The organism is Hyphomicrobium sp. DY-1 (assembly GCF_047497105.1).
In the GTDB taxonomy this organism is placed as follows: Bacteria; Pseudomonadota; Alphaproteobacteria; order Rhizobiales; family Hyphomicrobiaceae; genus Hyphomicrobium_B.
The window spans coordinates 3,457,329-3,480,408 of sequence record NZ_CP134870.1 but is presented as its reverse complement, the minus strand read 5'-3'; the positions used below and the strand labels follow the sequence as shown (position 1 = coordinate 3,480,408).

General features: G+C 59.6%; 25 protein-coding genes, 1 tRNA gene and 1 riboswitch. Of the genes, 7 read left to right on the top strand and 19 right to left on the bottom strand.

The features are described 5' to 3' along the window. Positions 1–127: 127 nt before the first annotated feature. The 4 genes from RLW41_RS16845 to RLW41_RS16830 all read right to left on the bottom strand — a co-directional run bounded on the left by RLW41_RS16845 (position 128) and on the right by RLW41_RS16830 (position 2,025). A complete protein-coding gene (locus RLW41_RS16845) occupies positions 128–412 on the bottom strand; it encodes a hypothetical protein (protein WP_409562855.1) in 285 nt (94 codons plus the stop codon). A 343-nt stretch (positions 413–755) separates the two neighbouring features. Next, positions 756–1,181 (bottom strand): GFA family protein, encoded by a 426-nt coding sequence (locus tag RLW41_RS16840; RefSeq protein WP_409562854.1) that lies wholly within the window; start codon positions 1,179–1,181, stop codon positions 756–758. A 215-nt stretch (positions 1,182–1,396) separates the two neighbouring features. Next, positions 1,397–1,606, bottom strand: a complete 210-nt coding sequence (locus RLW41_RS16835) for a ChaB family protein (protein WP_409562853.1) — start codon at positions 1,604–1,606, stop codon at positions 1,397–1,399. Positions 1,607–1,779: 173 nt separating this feature from the next. Further along, positions 1,780–2,025 (bottom strand): EF-hand domain-containing protein, encoded by a 246-nt coding sequence (locus RLW41_RS16830; RefSeq protein ID WP_409562852.1) that lies wholly within the window; start codon positions 2,023–2,025, stop codon positions 1,780–1,782. 260 nt (positions 2,026–2,285) lie between these two features. Between RLW41_RS16830 and RLW41_RS16825 the strand changes: the two genes are divergently transcribed. Then, positions 2,286–2,543, top strand: a complete 258-nt coding sequence (locus RLW41_RS16825; RefSeq protein WP_414462207.1) for a hypothetical protein — start codon at positions 2,286–2,288, stop codon at positions 2,541–2,543. 142 nt (positions 2,544–2,685) lie between these two features. Here RLW41_RS16825 and RLW41_RS16820 read toward each other — a convergent pair whose 3' ends face one another. Beyond that, complete coding sequence (locus RLW41_RS16820; RefSeq protein WP_414462206.1) at positions 2,686–2,880, bottom strand: hypothetical protein; 195 nt, start codon at positions 2,878–2,880, stop codon at positions 2,686–2,688. A gap of 486 nt (positions 2,881–3,366) precedes the next feature. Here RLW41_RS16820 and RLW41_RS16815 point away from each other — a divergent pair, with 486 nt between their 5' ends. Further along, entirely contained in the window at positions 3,367–3,774 is a 408-nt protein-coding gene (locus tag RLW41_RS16815; RefSeq protein WP_013947007.1) for a hypothetical protein, read from the top strand. Positions 3,775–3,786: 12 nt separating this feature from the next. Next, the gene (locus RLW41_RS16810; RefSeq protein WP_013947006.1) at positions 3,787–4,314 is read left to right on the top strand and encodes a hypothetical protein; all 528 of its coding nucleotides are present in this window, start codon (positions 3,787–3,789) and stop codon (positions 4,312–4,314) included. Positions 4,315–4,370: 56 nt separating this feature from the next. Here RLW41_RS16810 and RLW41_RS16805 read toward each other — a convergent pair whose 3' ends face one another. From RLW41_RS16805 to RLW41_RS16795, 3 genes are all read right to left on the bottom strand, one after another. Continuing rightward, positions 4,371–4,733: a hypothetical protein gene (locus RLW41_RS16805; protein ID WP_013947005.1), complete on the bottom strand. Its 363-nt coding sequence runs from the start codon at positions 4,731–4,733 to the stop codon at positions 4,371–4,373. 388 nt (positions 4,734–5,121) lie between these two features. Beyond that, positions 5,122–6,669 (bottom strand): murein biosynthesis integral membrane protein MurJ, encoded by a 1,548-nt coding sequence (gene murJ, locus RLW41_RS16800; RefSeq protein WP_414462205.1) that lies wholly within the window; start codon positions 6,667–6,669, stop codon positions 5,122–5,124. 151 nt (positions 6,670–6,820) lie between these two features. Further along, a tRNA-Lys gene (locus RLW41_RS16795) sits at positions 6,821–6,895 on the bottom strand. A gap of 279 nt (positions 6,896–7,174) precedes the next feature. Between RLW41_RS16795 and RLW41_RS16790 the strand changes: the two genes are divergently transcribed. Both RLW41_RS16790 and RLW41_RS16785 read left to right on the top strand, forming a co-directional pair. Continuing rightward, a complete protein-coding gene (locus tag RLW41_RS16790; protein WP_024275621.1) occupies positions 7,175–7,369 on the top strand; it encodes a hypothetical protein in 195 nt (64 codons plus the stop codon). 140 nt (positions 7,370–7,509) lie between these two features. Beyond that, entirely contained in the window at positions 7,510–8,415 is a 906-nt protein-coding gene (locus RLW41_RS16785; protein WP_414462204.1) for a DMT family transporter, read from the top strand. Here RLW41_RS16785 and tgt read toward each other — a convergent pair. The 10 genes from tgt to RLW41_RS16735 all read right to left on the bottom strand — a co-directional run bounded on the left by tgt (position 8,381) and on the right by RLW41_RS16735 (position 17,916). Beyond that, positions 8,381–9,583 carry a tRNA guanosine(34) transglycosylase Tgt gene (gene tgt, locus RLW41_RS16780; protein ID WP_414462203.1) on the bottom strand — a complete coding sequence of 401 codons (1,203 nt, stop codon included), beginning with the start codon at positions 9,581–9,583 and terminating at the stop codon, positions 8,381–8,383. The genes RLW41_RS16785 and tgt overlap by 35 nt on opposite strands. A gap of 38 nt (positions 9,584–9,621) precedes the next feature. Further along, a complete protein-coding gene (locus RLW41_RS16775; RefSeq protein ID WP_414462202.1) occupies positions 9,622–10,800 on the bottom strand; it encodes an alpha/beta fold hydrolase in 1,179 nt (392 codons plus the stop codon). Positions 10,801–10,894: 94 nt separating this feature from the next. Further along, positions 10,895–11,998 (bottom strand): tRNA preQ1(34) S-adenosylmethionine ribosyltransferase-isomerase QueA, encoded by a 1,104-nt coding sequence (queA, locus tag RLW41_RS16770; protein ID WP_414462201.1) that lies wholly within the window; start codon positions 11,996–11,998, stop codon positions 10,895–10,897. Positions 11,999–12,145: 147 nt separating this feature from the next. After that, positions 12,146–12,550 carry a DUF423 domain-containing protein gene (locus RLW41_RS16765; RefSeq protein ID WP_414462200.1) on the bottom strand — a complete coding sequence of 135 codons (405 nt, stop codon included), beginning with the start codon at positions 12,548–12,550 and terminating at the stop codon, positions 12,146–12,148. Then, on the bottom strand, positions 12,550–13,026 hold the full coding sequence (locus RLW41_RS16760) for a peptidylprolyl isomerase (protein ID WP_414462199.1): 477 nt from the start codon (positions 13,024–13,026) through the stop codon (positions 12,550–12,552). Before RLW41_RS16760 ends, RLW41_RS16765 begins: the two co-directional genes overlap by 1 nt. 134 nt (positions 13,027–13,160) lie before the next feature. Continuing rightward, positions 13,161–13,700, bottom strand: a complete 540-nt coding sequence (locus RLW41_RS16755) for a peptidylprolyl isomerase (RefSeq protein ID WP_414462198.1) — start codon at positions 13,698–13,700, stop codon at positions 13,161–13,163. A 396-nt stretch (positions 13,701–14,096) separates the two neighbouring features. Continuing rightward, positions 14,097–14,486 carry an MGMT family protein gene (locus RLW41_RS16750; RefSeq protein ID WP_414462197.1) on the bottom strand — a complete coding sequence of 130 codons (390 nt, stop codon included), beginning with the start codon at positions 14,484–14,486 and terminating at the stop codon, positions 14,097–14,099. Between the two features lie 9 nt (positions 14,487–14,495). Continuing rightward, entirely contained in the window at positions 14,496–14,999 is a 504-nt protein-coding gene (gene coaD, locus RLW41_RS16745; protein ID WP_409563242.1) for a pantetheine-phosphate adenylyltransferase, read from the bottom strand. A gap of 240 nt (positions 15,000–15,239) precedes the next feature. Then, positions 15,240–17,060, bottom strand: a complete 1,821-nt coding sequence (locus RLW41_RS16740; protein ID WP_414462196.1) for a methanol/ethanol family PQQ-dependent dehydrogenase — start codon at positions 17,058–17,060, stop codon at positions 15,240–15,242. A gap of 231 nt (positions 17,061–17,291) precedes the next feature. Next, positions 17,292–17,354, bottom strand: a riboswitch (Fluoride riboswitch). A 187-nt stretch (positions 17,355–17,541) separates the two neighbouring features. After that, positions 17,542–17,916, bottom strand: coding sequence for a c-type cytochrome (locus RLW41_RS16735; protein WP_414462195.1), 375 nt, complete (start codon positions 17,914–17,916; stop codon positions 17,542–17,544). 422 nt (positions 17,917–18,338) lie between these two features. Here RLW41_RS16735 and gyrA point away from each other — a divergent pair, with 422 nt between their 5' ends. After that, positions 18,339–21,089, top strand: a complete 2,751-nt coding sequence (gene gyrA, locus RLW41_RS16730) for a DNA gyrase subunit A (protein ID WP_414462194.1) — start codon at positions 18,339–18,341, stop codon at positions 21,087–21,089. 214 nt (positions 21,090–21,303) lie between these two features. Here gyrA and RLW41_RS16725 read toward each other — a convergent pair whose 3' ends face one another. Continuing rightward, positions 21,304–21,888 (bottom strand): Crp/Fnr family transcriptional regulator, encoded by a 585-nt coding sequence (locus tag RLW41_RS16725; protein WP_414462193.1) that lies wholly within the window; start codon positions 21,886–21,888, stop codon positions 21,304–21,306. Between the two features lie 430 nt (positions 21,889–22,318). Here RLW41_RS16725 and RLW41_RS16720 point away from each other — a divergent pair, with 430 nt between their 5' ends. Then, positions 22,319–23,011: an OmpW/AlkL family protein gene (locus tag RLW41_RS16720; RefSeq protein ID WP_414462192.1), complete on the top strand. Its 693-nt coding sequence runs from the start codon at positions 22,319–22,321 to the stop codon at positions 23,009–23,011. Positions 23,012–23,080 lie beyond the last annotated feature (69 nt).

The following is a 23,080-nucleotide window of genomic DNA, read 5'->3' as shown; positions in this document are numbered from 1 at the left end:
ACAGCCAGGCTGTGCAAAACCCGGCGTCAAGAAGCTGGCTAAAGCGCCTGATGGCAGCAGTCGGGCAAAAAGAAGCCCCGGCCTTGGACGGTCCGGGGCATTACGTCTGAGCGGCAATACCGAGACTTTAGTAGCAGTAGCGGCGGCCGTGACGCCAATAGCAGTCATCATAAGCACTTGCCGCAGCAGCACCGGCAATCGCCGCACCGACGCCGAGTGCAATCCAGCGCCCGTTATGCCAATACCCGCGTCCGCGATGCCAATGGCGGCCATAGCCACGTCCGTAGCGGCCATGCCAGCCGTGGTGATAGCCGCCATGATAATGACGGCCGCCTGCGTCAGCGCTGGTCGCGAACGTCATGAGCGGCAGAGCCGAAACCAACGCGGCGGCAAGCCCGATATATTTTCTCATTTCTTCCTCCTTCGGCGGGTGGCCCGCCGTCTTCTGAACGCAGAACGCAGACACCCCGGAATTTGTTTCACTCGGGCGCCGCGGCGCTTTCATTTCGTAAATTGTGCGGTGTGAATGAAATGCTATGAGACCGTGCGCCGCCGCGGCATGAACCAGTTTCGCTGCCTTACATTCATCGCATGTTCATCGCGGCCGTATTGCGGATTGCCACCTCTCTCGACTTGCCGACACACCGCTTCGAACGTCATCGCGACGCGCAGCTTGCAGCCGACATCCACAAAGGAAAAAGCGCCCGCCGAAGCGAGCGCTCATCATCGAAAGTGCGAGCCGCAAAGGCCAAGCCTCACTCAGCGATAACCTCGCCCGAGCCGCCGAACTCCTTCGGGAAATCCTTGAGCTTGGGAAGCCCGTCCTTCATCGGCAAAACCGTCTCAGCATAGTTCACATGAACTTCGGGTTTGAAAGCCAACGTCGGCAGTATCGCCGCGTAAACGTCGACAAGCCCAAGCGGGGGATGATTAGTCATCACGTGCCCGCCGCATTTCGTACAGTACTGCCGCTGGCTCACCGGTGTCTTCTGATACATGCCGATGAATTCGGCGCCTTCCGTCACCTGGACCGCATCCGGCTTCCACAGCGTGAATGCATTGACAGGCCCCGCCGACCACGCGCGGCACGAATTGCAATGGCAATAGCCCATCGCATCAGGCGCGCCTGTCGCCTCTACCTTTACAGCTCCGCAAAAACACTCACCTTTGTATGTTGGCATTTCCTCAACCTCATTTCCGCTTGGGCAGGACAATGCCGGACATATATCTCAGCGAGGAAAATTCAGTTCGGCTTTTTTGTAGTCCCTAGTTTGCAAGAAGCTGAAGTGCCGCTGCGCCGAAATCGGATTTTAAATCCGCGCCCCTTGCGAGCAAAACCGGGCAGCCCTCGTAAGGTCGCGGCGGCCTCAGCTCGATTGCCCATTACAAAGCCCTATCATCCGGGGACTCCGCGTGGCACCCACTGCCCCCCTTCCTTGACGTACATGCGCTTCACCGCCGCCCAAGCTACGCGGAAAGCCCGCTCCTCATCGCCGCCGTATTCGTCGAAAGCCGAATTGAAAGCGGCGCGAAAAATGTCTTGCGCATGGTCCGGTAGATGATCGCGCACCGACGGCGGCAGATCGTCATTCACGGCATAGGGCATGGGTGCCTCATAAAAATGAAACCGCACCAGAAAGCCTTGCTGGCAGGAAAAGCTTCCCCAGCAAGGCTGACGTCCATTGACGCCTTTCACGCCGTCGGCGCAAGGCGTTCGTTCCGAGTAAGGGCTATGAGAAAATCAAAAAGCCATTAGGCCAACGTATTGCACGTCGCCGGTCACTTCGTGACTAATCCTTTCGCGCAACCCGCCTTGAACTCTTCCCAGTTGATCGCGCCGTTGTGGTCAACGTCAACCTGATCGAAACTTGCGATAAAAGGTTTCGCAGTGTCTGCCGTGAGATCAACTCCGCCTGCTGCCTTCCAAGTCGCTTCGCAATCGGCGTCGCTCAATGGCGTTTGCGCCTGCGCTGAAGCTGCAACGAACAAAGTGGCGAATGACAAAATGAAAATGCTACGACGCATGAAACTCTCTCCCTAGTAAGAAACAAATGCACAGCATGTATATCGACGCACCATTCTTGAGTGGATGTCGTCGATGAATGATCGTGCATTTCGTATGGCAGGGCGCAATCAAGTTTTCGTCGAATACCGGACATTATGCCGGTTCAGCGCAATTTCCTTCGCAAATTTCGATTTTGCATTGCACACAGAGCAAGGGCTGGAACCCCGCCAGCGACGACACGTTGATCCTCCGAATCCAAATAAAAACGATGGAGGAAAACATGGCTCCGTGGTCAGACCCGCGCTTTTCCGACACTGAAAAGCGCAATCAGCAACAGCGAATAGAAGATCCGTTCGATAAGACCGGCATCGGTCCGGGATTCATGATGTTCGCAGGCGCCGCATTCGGCGTGGTCCTTTTGGCAACCCTCATCGGCCTCGGACATCCCGAACGCCCGACGACGCTGGCCGACCGCTCGCTGGATCAGCCGACGCAATCGCAACCGGCGCATCAAGGGCCGCAGGCGCCCCGCGAATGATCCGCGAATGCCACAGGCGCGTTACCTCTACCACGCACCGTGACTGTGACGGCGTTTGAGCCGGGCGACGATCGCGTCGCCCGGCCGCTTTTAATCTACGATTGGGAAATTCGATTTGCGCCGCAGCGCCATCACTAGCGATTTAGGCGGCCTTGCTAAGCACCGACGCCCGCAGCTTTTCCGGGTCGCGCTCGCCGTGATCGGCCAAGTCGAACAGCCGCTCGATGATTTCTTCGACATCAGGGCTGTCAGGCGACGCCTGAGCCTCAGCGATGATCTCCTGGAGGATGCGCTGAACCTCGGCGAGTTCATCGGAACTGTACGTGCAAAGTGCCATAATACTAAACGCGCAGCTCGCGCGGCCTCATGAAATTTAAGCGGCGGGTCATGCAGCGCGGCCCGCAAGTTGTCCATGCACGCGATTGCATGGCTGATCTCACGGGAATGCGGCTCATGACAGGACTGTCGGTACGTTCGTCGGTTCGACCGGCCAAAAACGGACGACAAGCCGAGCGTCGCTTTTCGCAACCCGCAAAAGCTAATTGATTGGTCCACATTGCATTTGCCGGTTGGTCCAAGCCCAACCGGACTGACGACAACTGATTAAAATTGTGCGCTAACCGCTCGCAAACGCGCATGCCCAAACAGGCAGTTTGTCGACCATCGCGGAGCACGCGTGTGCTTTCGCCGCGATGGGAAACTCGCTTCCTTTTCCTTTACCAACGCTCTGAAACGAGCACGTCCGCTGGCGCGCGGCTTCCTTGACTAGCCTGGAAAACCAATCAGACTGCGTCTTTTCAAATAAAAAATATTGGGAGCGATCATGCCAGTACGAAAACCCGGTACAATCTCCGCCAGCCTCATAATTGTTATCCTCGTCGCGACAGCTATCGGCGCGCTCATAGGTTTGGTGCTGAGCGGCACAGAATTGAGTTCCCGCACAATCGCGATCATTGCCGGCTTGGTTGCAACCACGGTGGCCAGCATCATCCGCTATAAAGTGATTTTTCTTGGCGCCGGATTTGGCGCTGACGACACGCGCGTGCCGGGTCTTGTCGTCACGTATTCGGCCATCGCCTCAATTGCCGGAAGCTTGGCGGCACACGACCTTTATGGCGACGTTCTTGGCCAAATGCCCGTTTTGCTCGGCGCGCTGGCGGGGCTCTTCTCGGCCATCATCATGGCTATGCTGATGATCACCTATCATACGAACACGCATTATAACCAATAGGGTGTGAGCGTCATGTCATTCTCAAACAAGGACGAAAGAAGCCTTCTGAGCCACGACGAATACGAAGTCGTTAAGTCGTCGCATCACCCGGCAATTTATGATCTCGACAAAGACGGGCTTCGGAACTTGGCCCAGCGACTTGAAGGATTTCGCGACAAAGAAAAAACCTTCACGCGCCAAAAGCGTCGCGAGACAAAGGGTACCGCGGATAAGCGCGGCAAGAGCTTTCCAGGTACCGCGGAACATCCCGCAAGACGAAAGCAGGTCTTCGCCCATGCTCTGAAGCGCGTGAAAAAAGAGCGCGCCCTTATCTATGCGCTCGAAGTCAAAGCCGACCACGTCGAAGCGGCACATCGGGCGCTGGCGCTTCACCGGGAAAACAAATTTGCTCACCATCCCTCTGGCGGACAAACGGCGGGTGCCGGTCAAAAGGACAAGGGCGGCGCGCCAAAACGTGTTCGCACGCCCGGCGCGAAGATCGGCAGCATCCTCAAAGCGAATGCCAGAGCGCAGGCCAAACGCGACCAACGGCCAAACTAGCAAACGAATGGAGAGCGTCGGCCATTGGTGCATTCGGCCGACGCCTCAACACGTCCTCACCATCCCACATATAGCGAGTCATACGGACGCCCATACCTGACGGCGCCATAGGGTGGGTAGACGGCAGGGCCAGGATAGTAGCGAGGGCCAGGGTAATAGACGACGGGAGGCGCATACGCGACCGGCGGCGGCGGCGCGTAATAGTAGGGCCCGTAAGCAGGATAAGCCGGATAAGATGGATAGTATGCGTAATAGCCGGGATACCAGTAGCGGCGATGGGTGACCTTCATCGCGACACTCTGATGTTTAGGTATCGGCGCTACGAAATTCGCAGCCGCAACAGAACTGACCGAAGCGAAACTTCCAAGAGCAGTAAGGACGCCAGCAAACACACTTGCTGCCAAGATCACTTTACGCATGGAACACTCCCAGACGTTATGGGTCCCCGTCCAGCGCGCACTAACAATCTGCCACTCGCGATTTTCTGTCAAAGGGTTTGCGCGCCGCAAATAGACGAGCGGCGCCTAGGGGCAAAGTGATTGCAATACCGGGGGACTGGGGGGCGTCGGCCTTCGGGGGGACGGCCGACGCCTGAGCTGGTGGCACGGGGGGAGTGCGAAACCAGCTTTCGCGTCTGAGGGAATGGACGAGACGCGCCATCCTATTAATCTTTACACTGAAGACTTCCCTAAAAATTGTCCGATTGCGTCACGCAACATTCCAGCCGCGCCTTCCACGCAAGCAATTCAACCACCGAACTGGCTGAGGTCCGTCAGCACGCACGAAGCCGCGCGCAATGGTGTTCGATCATTCGGATCGACCGGCAACCGGTACTTCTCCGGCAAATTTTCCGAGCGGAAGACGCGTCCGAAACATCACGACCGCGATAACGTATGCGAGCCCCGAGCAACCGATAGCAGCAGCCAGCGCGGCGATGTCCGCGAAATGCCCCGGAACAAGGGTGGCACCAATTCGAGCGCCGAACCACGCGCCTCCTCCGGCCGCCACAGCCGCTAACAGTGCAGGCCCCAGCGCTCTGACGAAAATCTCTTCGATCGCTAACAATGCGCGGCTCCGGCCAAGCCATGTGAGTATGGCGACATTCATCCAAGCGCCTAACGCGGTTCCAAGCGCGACGCCTGCCACGCCGAGATCGAAGCCCCAAACAAACACGACCTTGAGGATGATATTGAGCACGATCGACGTCACGGTTGCCCGCGCAGGAGTAAGCGTGTCGTGACGCGCATAAAAAGTCGAAGACACGATGCGCACGAGTGCCATTGCCGGAAGCCCGGCGCCGTACGCGGCGAGCGCAGATCCCGCAAGCTCGGCCGACCGCGTGTCGAACGCCCCATGCGCGAACACCGCGCGCATGATGGTATCGGGGATCGCGATGAACACAAATGCGAACGGCAAGGTCAGCAGCAACGTTAGCGCTGCAGAACGATTTTGAGCATTGTCGGATCCGGCACGGTCGTTTCGCGCCAATCGCACCGACATTTCGGGCAGCAGGACGGTCCCGAGAGCGATGCCGAGAACACCGAGCGGCAACTGATTGATACGATCCGCATAATAAAGGGCAGTCCGGCTTCCTGTCGCGAGATAGCTGGCGATGACGAAGTCGATAAGCGGCGCCACAACCACGCTGGCCGCCCCGACCGTGACGATCCCGAGAGCCTTGAAGAATTCAGCGACCTCCGGCGTCCATCGCGGTATCGCGAGCTTGACGGAAAGCCCGTCACGTCTCGCCGCCCAGAGAATGAACACGAGCTGGCAAAACCCGCCGATTAGAACGCCCCACGCTGCAGCGTACGCGGCATTAGGAAACCAGCTCGATGCGAGCAGTGTCGCGATCATCGATAGGTTCAGGAAGTTCGACCATGCTGCAGCCGCCCAGAACTTTCCGATCGCGTTGAGCATCGCCGATAGCTGAATCGCGACGACCGTCAGAATGAGGTATGGAAAGGTGATGCGCGCGAGACTGGCCGTCAGCGCAAGCTGTTCGGTTGTATAGCCAGGCACAAGGAAGTGCACGAGCAGTGGCATGGCAACGAGCGCGCCTACCAGCAGCACCGCCTGAGCAGCGATCTGCCACGTGAAGACTTGATTTGCGAAACGCTGAGCCGCGTTCAAGTCGCCTTTTGCGTGAAGCGCTGCATAGCGCGGAAGGAAAGCAGGATTGAGCGTCCCTTCTCCAAAAATGGCGCGGAAATAATTCGGAAAAAGAAACGCGAACAGGAACGCATCCGAGAGCATGCCTTTGCCCAGGATCCACGCCATGAGCACGTCGCGCGCGAACCCGGTCATGCGCGACAGAAGCGTAAACCCGCTGACCGAAAGCAGCTTTCTCAGCATTGTAGCCCGACATGCTGCGAGGCTAGGTTGGGCACAGCCCCGGATTTGCGAAATAAGCGATTACTGTCGCTGAAGCACTCTTGGTACGGCGGCCCCTCGGATCTGCCCCTGGATCGCACCCGCCTCGAAAAGACTAACCCATTGATTCTGGTGGTGAGCCCGGTTGGGATCGAACCAACGACCCTCTGATTAAAAGTCAGATGCTCTACCGCTGAGCTACGGGCCCTTTATCACACCAAATCAATGACTTAGACGGCATACACTGCCAAGCTTGATCCCGGCCCTAAGCCACACCGCATCCACCGGATGGGGATGGGCACGTCGCGCGCCGAAGCGTGCTTATAGAAACGACCTTCGGAACCCGCAACCCTCATTCTATCAGCCCTTCTGGCGGATGGTCGCAGCCCCGCAAGAAACGCGGGTGGCTCCCGCAGTTGCGGCGCGCTATATCACCGACGAACTGGGCGCCTGAGATGCGCGCCACCTCTAACGATTGGAAATGACTATGGCAGACACCGAGACCCTTGCCGAAATTGAGCAGCGCATCGCCATCCTCCGCGACAACCTTCGCGAACTCGTCGAGCAGGCTGCCGGATTCTCTGGAGCGGCCAACGAAGAACTGACTGCCGACCGCATCAATGAGCAGCAAGCCGAACTCGACGAACTGCTCAAAAAACGCGATGCAATGACCAAGTCCTAACGGGCATCGCATAAGCCACGCTTTCCCTGCGTCCGCCAACGCGCTGACGCAGGGCCTCGAACACGGAACCGAATGATGGCGCTCGCCGGTTGCCCGGCGTGGCTGAGCCGCGCACACTTTATCGCAGAAGCAATCTTCCGATGCCCGATCGCCTGAAGGCCATCCTCCTCGTCTGCGCCGGGGTCATCCTGTTCTCGGTTCTCGATACGACCGCGAAGTACCTCGGCACGCGGCTCGGCGTCCCGGTTTCGCAGATCGTATGGATGCGCTTCTTCAGCCAGATCTTCTGGATCACCGCTCTGCTCGGCCCCGCGGGAATGCTGAGCCTCTTCAAAACAGCGAGTGTAAAGCTTCAGCTCACCCGTTCGACCTTGATGGTGCTGACGACGCTTTTGAACTTCGTGGCCGTGAAATACCTGCGCCTCGACCAGACGCTGTCGATCACGTTCCTGACGCCGCTCGTCGTCGCAGCGCTCGCCGTGCCGTTGCTCGGCGAGCATGTTGGCTGGCGCCGCATGATGGCGATTGCCGTTGGCTTCATCGGCGTCCTGATCGTCGTGCACCCCGGCTTCACAGCGATTGAGCCGGCATTCGCTTTCGCGTTCGGATCGATGTTTGCCTATTCGCTGCTCTTGATCGTCACGCGCAAGCTTTCGATGTTCGACCCGCCTCTGGTCACGCTCAACTACGGCTCGATCGTCGGCCTCGTGGCCGCAGCTCCGTTCGCCTTTCACGACTGGATCTGGTTCCCGAGCGTCGAGATATGGACGATGCTGCTCCTGCTCGGCACCCTTGGCGGCGGCGGTCACTTCCTGCTGATCCAAGCCTACCGGTTCGCGCCGGTCTCGGCGGTGACGCCCTTCATCTACGTCGAGCTTATCAGCATGATCGCGCTGAGCTACTTCGTGTTCGGAGACAAGCCCGATGAATGGAGTTTCATCGGCTCGCTCGTCATCGTTGGCTCAGGACTTTACCTGATCCATCGCGAGCGCATCGCGCATAAGGAAAATCTCATGGCGCTGGAGCCGATTGAGGAGAAGCGATGATCCGCGCCTTCGTCTCCGTCGCCCAGTCGTCGAAGCGGCCTTCGGCGATTGCCGCGCGCATCGCAGCCATCAGGTCCTGATAGAACACTGTGTTGACCCATGACAGGATCATCGCGCCAAGAAATTCGCCCGACTTGATCAGATGGTGGACATAGGCACGCGAAAAATCCTTCGCCGCCGGACACGAACTGAATTCATCGAGCGGCGCCATATCCTCCGCAAACTTCGCATTCCGAAGGTTAAGCGGACCGCCCCAGGTGAAGGCGTAGCCGTGCCGCCCGTTCCGCGTCGGCATCACGCAATCGAACATATCAACGCCGAGCCGCACGCTTTCGATCAGATCGAGGGGCGTGCCGACGCCCATCAGGTAGCGCGGCTTCTCAGACGGCAGATGCGGCAGCGTTTCGCCGAGCGTCGCGATCATCGCCTCATGCCCCTCACCGACCGCGAGACCACCGACCGCGTAACCCGGAAAATCCATCGCAACGAGCGCATCGGCCGAGCGATGGCGAAGCGGAATATCGGTGCCGCCCTGCACGATTGCGAACAGCGCCTGCCCCGGCCCCGCACCGCCTGACGCAAGTTGCATCTCGAAGGCGCGCTTTGAGCGCTCGGCCCAGCGCAGCGACAGTTCCATCGCGCGCTCGACTTCTTTGCGCTCGGCCGGAAGTTCGATGCATTCGTCGAACTGCATCTGAATGTCGGAACCGAGCAGACACTGGATCTCGATCGAACGCTCCGGCGACAGCATGTGCCGCGAACCGTCGATATGCGATTGGAACGCCACGCCCTCTTCCGTGATCTTGCGGATCTTGCCGAGGCTCATCACCTGGAAGCCGCCGGAGTCGGTCAGGATCGGCTTATCCCAGCGCATGAACTTGTGCAGTCCGCCGAGCTTCGCCACGCGCTCCGCGCCCGGCCGCAGCATCAGGTGATACGTGTTGCCGAGCAGAATGTCGGCGCCCGCATCGCGCACCTGCTCGGGGTACAGCGCCTTCACAGTCGCGACCGTGCCCACCGGCATGAACGCCGGTGTGCGGATCACACCCCGCGGCGTATGGATCTCACCGAGCCGCGCCTTGCCGTCTTGCGCCAGCTTCCGGAATTCGAAAGCCGAAGGGCCTTCCGACACCTTGGAAGATGGCGTATCAACTTTAGTCGTTTGCATTCAAATCTCTTCATGCGCCGGCTCTCGTCCGGCCGCTTTTATTTTCCGATTTTTTCGACGACGGCCTTGCCCGGCTCAACGACGATAGTGCTGATATTCGGAGCCGCATCGCTGTGTGCAAGGTCCGATGTCGGAGCGCCGATCTTAATGAAAGAATCGATATCCTTCGCCACCGTCTCCGAAGCCGACCATTGAATGTTGTGACCGATGTCGCTCTCCTGCGCCCCTGAAGCAGGCAGCGGCAGCTTACCGTATTCCTTCCAATAGAAGGTCAAACCGGTCTTCGCAGCGGCATCCTTGAGCGACGCTTTGATCTCGTCCTGGTCTTTCGCAAGGTAGATGCTGTCTTGCGTCGCCCACAACACGAGTGTCGGCACCGACATGCTCTTCAGGCGCTCGGTATTGTCCTGGGCCAGAAGCCCGCGCGTTGCACCAATCCACGTCCCCAGACGGGTCTTCGCCGTCTCTGGCGTATAGGGTTTAAGAAACGCGGGCTGAGCCGCCGGATCGAGCGTCCAGTTGGCCGCGATCCATTCCATGGCTTTGGGATCGGCGTCGAGCGGCGTCAACTCGTAGACGCCGGCGGGAAATGCCAATCCTTTCGCTTCCAGAGCTTTTTTCCACGTGCCTTCGACCGTCTGCTTGAGCACGAAATCGCTGAGCGCCGCATTGCCGACGCTCTTCGCTCCGGTCGCGACAAGAATGGCATGCCCCACCATCTCCGGATGGCTGAGCGCGATTTCTTGGACGACGAACGATCCCATCGAATGCCCGGCCATATCGGCCTTGGCAATTCCCTTCGCCTTCATGAAAGCGACGACATCGCCTGCCAGATCCGACATGCGATAGCATTTTTCAGGATCGGGGGCGCACGCTTTGGCGTCCGGCATGCTGCTCTGGCCATGCCCGCGCAAATCGACGGCGATGATGTGAAGGCTCGGGTCGATCTTGTGCAGATCATCCATCGACAGTGACCACGAACGGACACTATCGGTCAGTCCGTGAATGAGAAGAACAGGTTTGCCATCCGCGGGGCCGACTTCGATGTAGGCCATGTCGATCCCCGTCGGCAGCTTCTCGACGCAGCGTGGCGTATCGACGGACGTACATGCCGCGCTTTCCGCCCAAGCGTTTGCGCCCGCGCACAGGAACATGCCCGGCGTCAGAATTGCGATCGCGCTAAGTCGGAGCAGAAGGGCAGGCATATGAGATGTCATCGAGGCTCACAGGAACGAGGCGGATTGCCGGGATTGGCACTCCCAAGCTTAGCAATGCGATTTGTGCAGGAGAAGTAGCGCCGACGATGCAATATTAACCGCCCGTGTCGCGAAACAGCAGGCTCGCGTCGCCATAGGAATAGAACCGGTAGCCAGAGTGGATCGCGTGTCCGTAGGCTGCGCGCATCGTGCCGAGGCCGGAGAATGCCGACACCAGCATGAACAACGTCGAACGCGGCAGATGGAAGTTCGTCATCAGCACGTCGATCGCTTTGAAGCGATAGCCGGGCGTAATGAAAATCGCCGTCTCGCCCGACCACGGCATGATCGTGCCATCCTCGCGCGTCGCGCTTTCGAGCAGCCGAAGCGATGTCGTGCCGACCGCCACTATCCGCCCGCCCCGCGCACGCACTTCATTCAACGCAGCCGCAGTCTCAGGCGAAACCTCGCCCCACTCCGAATGCATCTTATGGCCATCGGTATCGTCCGCCTTCACCGGCAGGAACGTGCCCGCGCCGACATGCAGCGTCACGAAATGGCGCGAGATGCCGCGCGCATCGAGTGCTGCAAAAAGCTCCGGCGTGAAATGCAGACCGGCGGTCGGCGCCGCGACCGCGCCGTCCTTGTCAGCATAGATCGTCTGATAGGTGTCGCGATCGCGCGCATCGGGCTCACGCTTCAGCGCAATGTAGGGCGGCAACGGCATCGCACCGATGGCGGCAATCGCTTCATCGAGTACCGCGCCCGACAGATCGAACGCCAGCTCGACTTCGCCCGCATCGCCTTTCGCTGCAACCGTGGCATCTAACGCACCGAGCATGCACGTATCTTCGCCGTGCCCGAAGCGAACCCGGTCGCCGGCTTCGAGCCGTTTCGCCGGCCGCGCAAACGCACGCCACGTGTTGTCGCTCACACGCTTCGTCAGATTGAAATCGACCTTGGCGCGAACATCACCGCGCACCCGCACCCCTGCCAGCGCCGCCGGGATGACCTTCGTATCGTTGAAGACGAGCGCATCGCCCGGTTGCAACAGGCTGGGCAGATCGCGAATGGTTTTGTCTTCGAGGTCGGCGTCGTCGCGCGCGCAACTGCCCTTCACTGGATGGACGACGAGCAGCCGCGCGCTATCCCGCGGCTCGGCCGGATACAGCGCGATGGAGGCATCTGGTAAGACAAAATCGAAAAGATCGGTACGCATGCGCGCGACTTACCCGATCATCGGCCCTGGCGGAAGGCGCGAAACACCCCACCATTAACGTCAGGACCAGGAAAGCGGCCTTCCACGGCCGTTACCTGCAACGTCATCGGTTGCCCATGGCCCGGGTGCCAACCTTCGTCGACGATGCTAATTCCGCCCGCGGTTGCAAAAGCCCGCAACGGCGACGAGCACCCAGCTCAGGATCATTCCCGAGCCGCCGATTGGCGCCAGGAACCGGAACGACGCGTTATCTGTAAACGTGTGAAACGCGATCTCGCCGGTAAACACCGAGGCCGCAACCAGCATCAACAGCGCCGCCGCCGACCACAGCTTTGGACATGCGCTGCGAATGGCGACCGCAAAAATCCCGACTGCTGCCGCCGCGTGAAGCGTCAGAACCGTCGCGGCCGTCGCCAGCGCAGGGCTATCGACTTTATGCGCCGCCGCGGCCGAAAGCGCGACGCCCGCAGCGCCCGCAAGCCCAGCCCATACCGGAATGAGAAAAGGCGCACCCGCTGGCGCGCCTTTGCCGTTGTCGCCGGGCGCCGCCATCAGGCAGCATCCGCCGCGACGCGGACCTTAATCATCTTGTCCGGGCTCTTGGGCGGCTCGCCCTTGTTGATCTGATCGACATTATCCATGCCCTCGATCACCTTGCCCCAGACGGTGTACTGCTTGTCGAGAAAGCGCGCGTCGTCGAAGCAGATGAAGAACTGGCTGTTGGCCGAATTCGGGTTCGAAGCCCGCGCCATCGAGCAGACACCACGCACATGCGGCTCAGCATTGAACTCTGCGGGCAGATTCTCATACGACGATCCGCCGGTGCCGCGACCCTGCGGGCAACCTGTCTGCGCCATGAACCCATCGATCACGCGATGAAACACGATCCCGTCGTAGAACCCTTCACGCGCCAGCGTCTTGATGCGCTCGACATGCTTCGGCGCCAGGTCCGGAAGAAGCTCGATGACGACAGGCCCCTTGCTCGTCTCGATCAGAAGCGTGTTTTCGGGATCTTTGTATTCGGCCATTTCGGAAAGTTCCTTTCTTTTCTTCCCCTCTCCCGTCCAAGGCGAGAGGGCTAAGCTGAGGGGTGGCAGCGATACGAAATAACGACCCGCCCCTCGTCAATCTGCCAAGTGGCAATAGGGAGAAGGCGATTCAACTACTGAACGTAGACCTTCTGCATCACGTCGGGATTGGTCACTGTGCCCGAGCCGGGCTCACCGCGCTTGATCATGTCGACGTACTGCATGCCCTCGATGACCTGCCCGAAGATCGTATACTGGCCCTTCAGGCCTGCGCAGCCAATGCTGTTGAAGCAGATGAAAAACTGACTGTTTGCAGAGTTCGGGTCCGACGACCGGGCCATCGCAACCGTGCCGCGCTTGAACTCCTCATCGGAAAATTCAGCCGGAAGGTCCGGTAGCTTCGAGCCGCCCATTCCCGTGCCGGTCGGATCGCCGGTCTGCGCCATGAAGTCGTCGATGACGCGATGCCATTTGATGCCGTTATAGAAGCCCTGGTTGGCGAGCGTCTTGATCTGTTCGACCGTCTTGGGCGCAAGATCCGGCCGAAGCTGAATGACCACCTTGCCGTTCTTGAGCTCGATGACGAGCTTGTCGCCGTCGGCGCGTGCCGTCGAGCTTGTAAACACGCTCGCCATCAGCAGCGAAGCGAGAACGAACGATAAAAACCGAACCATGGCGTTCCTCGTGGATGAATGATTTCGCCAGGCTTTTTCCGGGCCAATCCCGGCCGCCTAGCGCCGCGGCGGGCAGTGTTGCCGCCCTTATGGCGATTTGACGGCTAAGCCGCAACCCACAAGGCGGAATTACGTATTCGACGCCTCTCCAACAAGGCGAAGGCCGGGATGCTGGTAAACCGAAATATCGGTCATGTTGGCCGTTGTCTGGGTGCCGACCTCCGTCGGCATGACGGTGGTTGGGAGCAACCGCGCTTTTCCCGTCATCCTCGGGACGAGCCCGAGAACGATAAATTTGCGCAATACACCAAACGTCATCCCGGCGCAGGCCGGGATCCAGACAAGCTTCCGCAGAGCATTCTTACGCTGCTTGGGTGCCGGCGCCGGTGCCTAGCCTTAAGGCCGATCTTTCATGCCGCGCGAACGCCCGCCCATCTTCGACGGCTCTTCAGGTGCCTTTGCAAGCAAAGACTCGTCGTCGAACCCCGAGATCATGTGCCGTTCGAGATCCTGGACTATTCCGGCCGGCGAAACCGTCACGCCCTCTCGCACCAGCCGCGCAAACTGCTGATCGCGATGCGGTCCGCGCCCGATGGCGCCGCCTTTGGCGACCACGCGATGCCAAGGCACAAGATCGCGTTCGTCTTCGGAAAGCTGCCCCATGAGCGTGACGACGAGTGGTGCGGGAACTCCGAGTTCACTCGCAAGCCTGTCGGATGAGGCAACTAGGCCAAGCGGAATTTTTCGCAACAATTTCAAAAGTTCGGCTTTAACGGGGAGCACCATATGAGTGCCTTAGCGAGGTTTGGCGGCCTTCGCCTTGAGGCGCTTCAGCACGCCTTTCGAAACGAACGGCGAGGGATCGCCGCCCATCGTCGCCACAGCCCGCACGAGGTTCGCCGCGATGTGCCGCACGGCAGGAGACGCCGCAACATAGACCGTCTGGATTTCCGGCGCCATTTCGCCGTTCATCCCAGCCATCTGCATTTCATAATCGAAGTCGGTGCCGTCGCGCAGACCGCGAATGATGATCGATGCCTTGTGCGTCCGCGCCGCATCGACCGCCAGCCCCGAAAACGTCACGACCACAATCTCGGTCTTAGTCGCCTCGACGATTGGCTGCACTTCTTCTTCCAGCATCGCAACGCGTTCGCTGTCGTCAAACATCGGCGCTTTGCCCGGATTGACGCCGATGCCGATGACGAGCCTGTCGAGCAACCCCGCGGCCCGCCGGATGACGTCAGTATGCCCAAGCGTCACGGGATCAAACGAGCCGGAATAAAAACCAATGCGAGCCATATGCGCCTTCACCATTCAGGAATGTCCTGAATAGCCTCTGCCCCTCCCCTTGCCCAGAGGGCCAGACGACGTTTCACCAATAGGATGAATAAATCCGCGTGGCATTTCGCAGGACTTAAACGGCGGAGGTGGCCCCGCGATCACATTCGCGCGGAGCCACATCGCCAAAGGACCGGCACGTTCGAAAACGCGCCGGCCAAGTTGCTCGCAGCCTATGACGTTTCTGTCACGGAGGAAGCGCTAAGGCAGCGAGAAGACAGTCAGAGAACCGCCGAGGTTGGTGTAATCCGACAGGCCCGAGTAGCCACCGACGGCACCGAGGCCATCGGTCGGGTTCGTCAAGCCGGCAGCGAGACCGATACCGGCCCAGCCACCAACGCCCGAAAGCACAGCAACGTACTGCTTGCCATCGTGCATGTAGGTCATCGCGTTACCGATGATGCCCGACGGCGTCTTGAACTTGTAAAGCAGCTTGCCGGTCTTCTGGTCGACGGCCTTGAAGTAGCCTTCGAGCGTGCCGTAGAAGGCAACGCCGCCGGCCGTCGTCAGAGCACCTGACCACACCGAGAACTGCTCCGGATCCGACCAGACGATCTTACCCTTAGCGCCATCCCACGCGATGAAGTTACCCATGCGCTCCGGCTTATCCGGACCGGGGAACATCGAAAGCGTGGCGCCGACGTAAGGCTGACCGGCCGTGTACGAGACCTTGAACGGTTCGTAGTCCATGCAGACGTGGTTCGTCGGCACGTAGAACAGGTGAGTCAGCTCCGAATAGGAAGCCGGTTGCTGATCTTTCGTTCCGAGAGCCGCAGGGCAGATGCCCTTCGTGTTAAAATCCGTACCGTTCGCGAACGTCGAGTACTTCTTCACGCGGATCGGACGGCCGTAGTTCGGGCTCGACTTGTCGAGATCGATGCCGGTCGCCCAGTTGACGATCGGATCATACTTCTCGGCAACGAGCGGCTCACCCGTGACGCGATCGATCGTATAAGCAAAGCCGTTACGGTCGAAGTGCGTCAGCGTCTTGTGCTCCTTGCCCTTGATGTTCATCGTCGCGAGCAGAGACTCGTTGATGCCGTCATAGTCCCACTCGTCGAACGGCGTCATCTGGTAGGCCCACTTGGCGATACCGGTGTCGACGTCACGCGCGAAGTAGGTCATCGACCACTTCTGATCGATGGGCTTGCCATCCGGTCCCGCACGCTGAGCCGCGTTCCAGGTCGAGGGATTGCCCGTGCCGTAGTAGATCAGGTTGAGCGCCGGATCGTAGGACATGTAGCCCCAGGTCGAACCGCCACCGATCTTCCACTCATCGCCGTTCCAGGTCTTGAGCGAGGAGTCTTTGCCGACCGGCTTGCCGAGCGACATGGTCTTCTCCGGATCGACGAGGATGTCGGAGTCGGGACCCATCGAGTAGGCGCGCCACACCTTCTTACCGGTGTTGATGTCGTAAGCGGTCAGATGGCAGCGAACGCCGAATTCGGCGCCCGAGATGCCGATGATGACCTTATCCTTGACGACAAGCGGAGCACCCGTGCCCGTCTCGCCCTTCTTCGGATCGCCGTCGACGACCTTCCACAGTTCCTTACCCGTCTTCGCGTCGAGAGCGACGAGGGCGGTGTCGGCCTGATGGAGGAAGATCTTGCCTTCAGCGTATTGCACGCCACGGTTGACCGTGTCGCAGCACATGACCGGAATAACCGACGGGTCCTGCTTCGGCACGTACTTCCAGATGATCTTCTGTTCGTGCGCGAGATCCAAGGCATAGACGATGTTCGGAAATGCCGTGTGGACGTACATGACGTCGCCGACGACGAGCGGGCCGCCTTCATGGCCGCGAAGAACGCCCGTCGAGAACGTCCAAGCCACTTTCAGCTGACCGACGTTTTCGGTGTTGATCTGGTCAAGCTTGGAATAGCGATGACCACTATAATCGCCCGACTGAATGGCCCAGTTATTGGGGTCTTGCGATAGTTTAATCACGTCCTCATTGGCCCAGGCCGGCGACGAAATTGCCAGCAGAGCAACGGCGGCCGTGGAGCTAGCCCACTTCCTCATTACTTCCTCCATGTGCTAGCGTCGCTTATCGCGACGCAGCTGAGCCCACTCGGCCGTCGCCGGGAGGATGAAGGAGTTTCAGAAGAGAGGGGTTGCAAGCGTGGAAAGCTCAACCACTCGACTGTCTCCTCCATCCCCCCGACTTCTGAGTTGATGAAAGAGACACGCCTCTCCCGTGGCAGGAAAATAGAAACGATCCTACCGCGGCCTCACTCGAAGAATGAGGACATCAACGCAGTAGGAATCATCAGCCATCGGGGCGGTTTTACGGGAGATTCCATTCCCAGGCCGGGAACATTGAGCAATGCAATCACGAAGTCAATGCAAATTGTCACGTCTGCGCGAACATTCGTGATTGACAGTGAGGCCGGCTGGGCCACAGCGCAAATACGACTGGGCGCAAATCAGATGCTGCGGACCGCAAGAATTAAGCAGGCCGAATTCACCGCCCACGGTAAATTCATTCTCCCCGCGCGCAAATTCACTTCGGATTGCTCTTCAGAAAATCGATGATCTGCTTGCGCGTCGCCGCGTCGCCGACGCCGCTGAACGGCTTCATGTTGTTATTGGGAACGACCGCATTCGGGTTGGTGATGAACTTATCGAGCGTCGCCTCATCCCACGTGATGCCTGACGACTTCATCGCATTCGAATAATTGAACCCCTCAGCCGTTCCCGCTTTGCGACCGATAATGCCGTGCAAGGTCGGGCCGAGGCGATTGTCGCCCTCCTTCCACGAATGGCAGGTCCGGCAATTGTTATTGAACGCTTCCGGCCCAACCTCTTCCGCCGCAAACGCCATCTCGATCAGCATCGGCGACAATGCAATTGCACAGCCAGCGAATATCGCGCGCATAACAGTCCTCTCTCCGACGCTGTGCGCCGGATGTTTTGCTTTTTGCAACTTGTTCCTGCTTCGCCAACGCAGTGAACGAAATGCCGTTCCGCGTGAAAAGCCGAGGCCGTCAGCCATCGCGAAAACGCCCGCGGGCGGCCCGTGGAGGCATGCGCCGCGCAGTCTTCAGCGCACCGATTCTGCCACCATTCCACGCCGTTCGCCGCGATCTCGCCGGCGCTTCACGGCGGCAATCGCAACACGCCCAAACATGACTCAATAACCGTTTGATATGAAAGAGATTTTCTAAATTCTGTGGAGCCGTGGCACGACGCCGCGCAGGTGGCATTCGGTTTCCGTTTCGGCTACAGTATAAGCACTGGTTTCCCGTCGGCCGCTGGTGCGTATCACCCCCGCCGATCTCATCCCGGAAAGAGCTGACTTTGACCGACAATAACGACGAAGAAAATCCGTCCGGCCGCGAGCCGAGCGACATCCGCCCGATCTCCATCTCGGACGAGATGAAACGCTCCTATCTCGACTACGCGATGAGCGTCATCATTTCCCGCGCGCTCCCTGACGTGCGCGATGGCTTAAAGCCCGTCCACCGCCGCATTCTCTTCGCGATGAACGAACTCGGGCTCGACTGGAACAAAAAATACGTCAAGTCGGCGCGCATCGTCGGCGAAGTGATGGGCAAATATCACCCGCACGGCAACCTTGCGATCTACGACGCGCTCGTGCGCCTCGCGCAGGATTTCTCTATGCGCGTGCCCCTCGTCGACGGCCAAGGCAACTTCGGCTCCATCGACGGCGATCCGCCTGCAGCCGAACGCTACACGGAATCGCGTCTCGCCAAAGTCGCGGGCTTCATGCTCGATGACCTCGACAACGACACCGTCGATTATCGCGACAACTACGACGGTACGATTCAAGAGCCAACCGTCCTGCCCTCGAAATTCCCGAACCTGCTCGTCAACGGCGCAGGCGGCATCGCGGTCGGCATGGCAACCAACATCCCGCCGCACAACCTCGGCGAAGTCATCGATGCCTGTATCGCCGACCTCGACAATCCCGAGGTCAGTCTCGAAGACCTGACCCAGATCATCCAGGGCCCGGACTTCCCGACGGCTGGCATCATCCTCGGCCGCGGCGGCATTCTCAATGCCTACCACAAGGGCCGCGGCTCGATCATCATGCGCGCACGCGTCAAGGTCGAGAACATCCGCAAGGATCGTGAGGCGCTCGTCGTCACCGAGATCCCCTATCAGGTCAACAAGCGCACGCTGATCGAAAAGATTGCCGATCTCGTGCGCGACAAGAAGATCGAAGGCATCTCCGACCTTTGGGATGAATCAAACCGCGAAGGCATCCGCATCGTCATCGAATTGAAACGCGATGCCGTCGCCGACGTGGTGCTCAACAACCTCTACAAATATTCCGACCTGCAGACGACGTTCGGCGCCAACATGCTGGCGATCAACGGTGGCCGCCCGGAAAGCCTGAACCTCAAGGACTTCATCTCGGCCTTCACGAGCTTCCGCCAGGAAGTCGTGACGCGCCGCATCAAGCACTTGTTGAACAAGGCCCGCGCCCGCGCTCACGTCCTCGTCGGCCTGGCCATCGCCGTCGCCAACATCGACGAAGTCATCAAGCTCATCCGTTATTCGGCATCTCCCGCCGAAGCCAAAGAGCAGTTGATGGCGCGCGACTGGCCCGCGAAAGATATGACGCCGCTGATCGAGTTGATCGCTGATCCGCGCCACAAGGTTTCGGCCGAAGGCACGTATCGCCTCTCGGAAGAGCAGGCCAAGTCGATCCTCGAACTGCGCCTCGCCCGCCTCACCGCCCTCGGCAGAGACGAAATTTCCGACGAGTTGAACAAGATCGCGACCGAGATCAAAGAATACCTCACGATCCTCGCTTCGCGCGCCCGCGTCGTCGACATCGTCAAGGGCGAGCTGCAGTCGATCAAGGACGAATTCGCGACACCGCGCAAAACCGAGATCATGGATTTCGACGGCGACGTCGAAGACGAAGACCTCATTCAGCGCGAAGACTGCGTCGTGACTGTCAGCCACAAGGGGTACATCAAGCGGGTGCCGCTCGCCGCCTATCGCGCCCAGCGCCGCGGCGGCAAAGGCCGCTCCGGCATGTCGACGCGCGACGAGGATTTCGTCACGCAGTTGTTCGTTACCTCGACGCACACGCCCGTGCTGTTCTTCTCCTCGCGCGGCATGTGCTATCGCATGAAGGTTTGGCGCCTGCCGGCTGCATCGCCGCAATCTCCGGGCAAGGCGCTCGTCAACCTGCTGCCGCTGGAAGAAGGCGAAGCCATCACCTCGATCCTGCCTCTGCCGGAGGATTCTTCCACCTGGGGCGACCTTGAGCTGATCTTCGCCACCCGCTCCGGCAACGTCCGCCGCAACGCTCTGGCCGACTTCGAGAACATCAATCGAAACGGCAAGATCGCGATGAAGCTCGACGAGGGCGACCGCATCGTGCAGGTCGCCATCTCGACACCGAACCAGGACGTGCTGCTGACCAGCGCGGAAGGCCAGTGCATCCGCTTCCTGATCTCGGACGAGATCCGCCTCTTCAAAGGGCGTGACTCGACCGGCGTTCGCGGCATCAGGCTCGACGACGGCGACGAAGTGATCTCGATGGCGATCCTCAATCATTTTGAGGCGCCCGCCGAAGAACGCGCCGCTTATTTGAAGCAGGCGAACGCACTTCGCCGCTCGGAAGATGCCGAGGATGCCGAAACCGTTCCGGCAGAGAGCGACGGCGAGGAAGCCAGCGGCGACGCCATCACACTCACGCCGGAGCGCTTCGCCGAAATGCAGGCTGCCGAGCAGTTCGTGTTGACGGTGTCGAACAGGGGCTTCGGCAAGCGCTCCTCGTCATACGAATTCCGCACCTCCGGCCGCGGCGGCAAAGGCATCGTCGCGATGGTCGCGAACGAGCGCAATGGCCGCCTGCTCGCCTCCTTCCCGATCGGCGAGAACGACCAGATCATGCTGGTGACGGACGGCGGCCAGCTGATCCGCTGCCCGGTGCACGACATCCGCATCGCCGGCCGCAACACGCAGGGCGTCCGCATCTTCAAGACCGACGCGGATGAAAAGGTCGTCTCGGTCGAGCGCATCACCGAGGAAGAGGCCGAAGAATCGCAGGAAGCCGTCAGCGAGTAATCGCTTCACGCCACAAATGTCATGCTCGGGCTTGTCCCGAGCATGACTGAGCGGAAGCGCAACGACACCTCAGGCACGACGTCGCCCCGGCGAAGTCCGTCGTAGACGGCCGCCTCCGCGGCCATGACGATTTTGGAAGTGGAACGCCTTCCACATCGGTCATCTCAGCCAGCAACCAAAGACGACAATCATCGCGTTGCTGAAAGAAAGCCCGTCAGCGGATAACCGGCAACCGTCCGTTGCCATGAGCAGCGACGATGGCTTCGCTCATCGGGCAGCGTTCCATCAGCGCCCGCCAGTCGCGCACGACGATCTGGAAGCGTCCACGGCGCTCGATGATCCGCGCCGTGTTGAAAGCCGAGAACGTCCGCGAAATCGTATCGGCATTGAGCGACAGGTAGTCGGCGATGCTATAACGCGACAGCGGCAGCTCATACGCGATCATACCACCCGACGAAATACCCAGCCGCGTCCCCGCCTCGATCAGAAACGCCGCGACGCGCTCTTCTGAATTGAGAATAGACATCTCCGCAGCGTGCATCTGCGCCCGCGCATTCTGATCGTTGATGCGCGCAAAGATCGTCTGCCAAAGCTGACTGTCGCGCGCCGCCTCCTCGGCGAATGCCGATGCCGTCAGCTTCCAGAACTCCGCCGGCCGCTGCGAGACCAGCGCCAAATTCGACAACGGCGGCTGCAGCTCGGGAACGAGAACGTCCCCCGGATAAAGTAACGCGGTAATGACGCGTACATCCGATCCTGGCGCACCGCCTTCCATGCCGGCAACACCTTTCGCCGCCACGTAGACATTTCCAGATCCGAGAGAGGAAAGCGCATATCGATTGCCAAGGCGAACGAACTGCGCGCGGCTTCGAAGCCTGCCAATCCCCGCTAATCCCGGTTCCAACTGCACGCGGTCTTCACTGCGTGGCGTCAATCGTGAGGCAACGTCATATGTCATGGGAGCATGTGGCCCGACTCGCGCCGGCATATCCGGCCATTCGGTTAGTGTTATCCAACCGTCACGAGACGTAGCATTTGATGTGAATCAATAAATGCCGTGTCGCTCGTGTCACAGCGAACCCAATCACGCCGCCGCTCTGACTCCCATCAGGAGAGAGGCTTAGAGCGCTCTGTGCCTTCCTCCGCAACGCAACGATAACTCGAAAGGGAGCCATCGAGTCGAACGCGACTTTGCGATGGCAGGAAAATTTGAAGAAGGGGAATTGAGAATGCGGCGGCTTGGGATAGGGACGTTGACGGTGCTTGCGTTGATATCGGCGTCGGCATCGGCGCGGGCTGGCGACTACAGCGGCGACACTTTGGTTCGTGTCGAGGGCTCTGTTGTCGTTCCGGACTCCGGCGCGCACGTCTATAGCGGCGGCACCACATTGTCGGGCGCCGACGCCGAGATCAGCACGGAAACGATCCCGTCACTCACGATCACCCATTTCTTTACCAAGAACATCGCGGCTGAACTTTTCTGTTGCTTCGCCAAGTTCAGCGCCGAGGGCAAGGGCGCCATCAACGGCACCAACCTCGGAAACTTCTGGGCTTTCCCGCCAGTGGTCACGCTGCAATACCATATGGACCCGATCATGGGCTTCAAGCCGTATGGTGGCGTTGGTTTTCAATACATCCATTACTTCAATACCAATAGTGGCGAGCTCGGCGGCAATCTACACCTGAGCGACTCCTTCGGCTTCGCCCTCCAGGGCGGCGTCGACTATGAAATCGGAAACGGCTGGTATTTAAACGCCGACGTCAAAAAGATCTGGCTGGATACCGATGCAAATTGGCGCGGAACGGGCATCACCGCCAAGGTCGACGTCGATCCCCTCATCGTCTCGGCCGGCGTTGGCTATCGCTTCAACCTTGCCGATCTCCTCAGCGGCCGCAGCAGCGAACCCGTGCCGCTGAAATAAACGCCCGACCAGAACCGGCAGCGAGACCAACAAAGGCCCGGAGTTTTCCGGGCCTTTGAGCATCAAGGC

Bases quoted from the DNA above. Each gene is read 5' to 3' on its own strand.
- RLW41_RS16820 (WP_414462206.1), bottom strand. From the start codon at position 2,880: ATGGCACTTTGCACGTACAGTTCCGATGAACTCGCCGAGGTTCAGCGC.
- RLW41_RS16840 (WP_409562854.1), bottom strand. From the start codon at position 1,181: ATGCCAACATACAAAGGTGAGTGTTTTTGCGGAGCTGTAAAGGTAGAG.
- RLW41_RS16735 (WP_414462195.1), bottom strand. From the start codon at position 17,916: ATGCGCGCGATATTCGCTGGCTGTGCAATTGCATTGTCGCCGATGCTG.
- queA (WP_414462201.1), bottom strand. From the start codon at position 11,998: ATGCGTACCGATCTTTTCGATTTTGTCTTACCAGATGCCTCCATCGCG.
- RLW41_RS16765 (WP_414462200.1), bottom strand. From the start codon at position 12,550: ATGGCGGCGCCCGGCGACAACGGCAAAGGCGCGCCAGCGGGTGCGCCT.
- coaD (WP_409563242.1), bottom strand. From the start codon at position 14,999: ATGGCTCGCATTGGTTTTTATTCCGGCTCGTTTGATCCCGTGACGCTT.
- RLW41_RS16815 (WP_013947007.1), top strand. From the start codon at position 3,367: ATGCCAGTACGAAAACCCGGTACAATCTCCGCCAGCCTCATAATTGTT.
- RLW41_RS16845 (WP_409562855.1), bottom strand. From the start codon at position 412: ATGAGAAAATATATCGGGCTTGCCGCCGCGTTGGTTTCGGCTCTGCCG.
- RLW41_RS16755 (WP_414462198.1), bottom strand. From the start codon at position 13,700: ATGGTTCGGTTTTTATCGTTCGTTCTCGCTTCGCTGCTGATGGCGAGC.
- RLW41_RS16830 (WP_409562852.1), bottom strand. From the start codon at position 2,025: ATGCGTCGTAGCATTTTCATTTTGTCATTCGCCACTTTGTTCGTTGCA.
- RLW41_RS16790 (WP_024275621.1), top strand. From the start codon at position 7,175: ATGGCAGACACCGAGACCCTTGCCGAAATTGAGCAGCGCATCGCCATC.
- RLW41_RS16750 (WP_414462197.1), bottom strand. From the start codon at position 14,486: ATGGTGCTCCCCGTTAAAGCCGAACTTTTGAAATTGTTGCGAAAAATT.
- RLW41_RS16760 (WP_414462199.1), bottom strand. From the start codon at position 13,026: ATGGCCGAATACAAAGATCCCGAAAACACGCTTCTGATCGAGACGAGC.
- RLW41_RS16720 (WP_414462192.1), top strand. From the start codon at position 22,319: ATGCGGCGGCTTGGGATAGGGACGTTGACGGTGCTTGCGTTGATATCG.
- RLW41_RS16825 (WP_414462207.1), top strand. From the start codon at position 2,286: ATGGCTCCGTGGTCAGACCCGCGCTTTTCCGACACTGAAAAGCGCAAT.
- RLW41_RS16835 (WP_409562853.1), bottom strand. From the start codon at position 1,606: ATGCCCTATGCCGTGAATGACGATCTGCCGCCGTCGGTGCGCGATCAT.
- murJ (WP_414462205.1), bottom strand. From the start codon at position 6,669: ATGCTGAGAAAGCTGCTTTCGGTCAGCGGGTTTACGCTTCTGTCGCGC.
- RLW41_RS16785 (WP_414462204.1), top strand. From the start codon at position 7,510: ATGCCCGATCGCCTGAAGGCCATCCTCCTCGTCTGCGCCGGGGTCATC.
- RLW41_RS16740 (WP_414462196.1), bottom strand. From the start codon at position 17,060: ATGAGGAAGTGGGCTAGCTCCACGGCCGCCGTTGCTCTGCTGGCAATT.
- RLW41_RS16775 (WP_414462202.1), bottom strand. From the start codon at position 10,800: ATGACATCTCATATGCCTGCCCTTCTGCTCCGACTTAGCGCGATCGCA.
- RLW41_RS16810 (WP_013947006.1), top strand. From the start codon at position 3,787: ATGTCATTCTCAAACAAGGACGAAAGAAGCCTTCTGAGCCACGACGAA.
- tgt (WP_414462203.1), bottom strand. From the start codon at position 9,583: ATGCAAACGACTAAAGTTGATACGCCATCTTCCAAGGTGTCGGAAGGC.
- RLW41_RS16805 (WP_013947005.1), bottom strand. From the start codon at position 4,733: ATGCGTAAAGTGATCTTGGCAGCAAGTGTGTTTGCTGGCGTCCTTACT.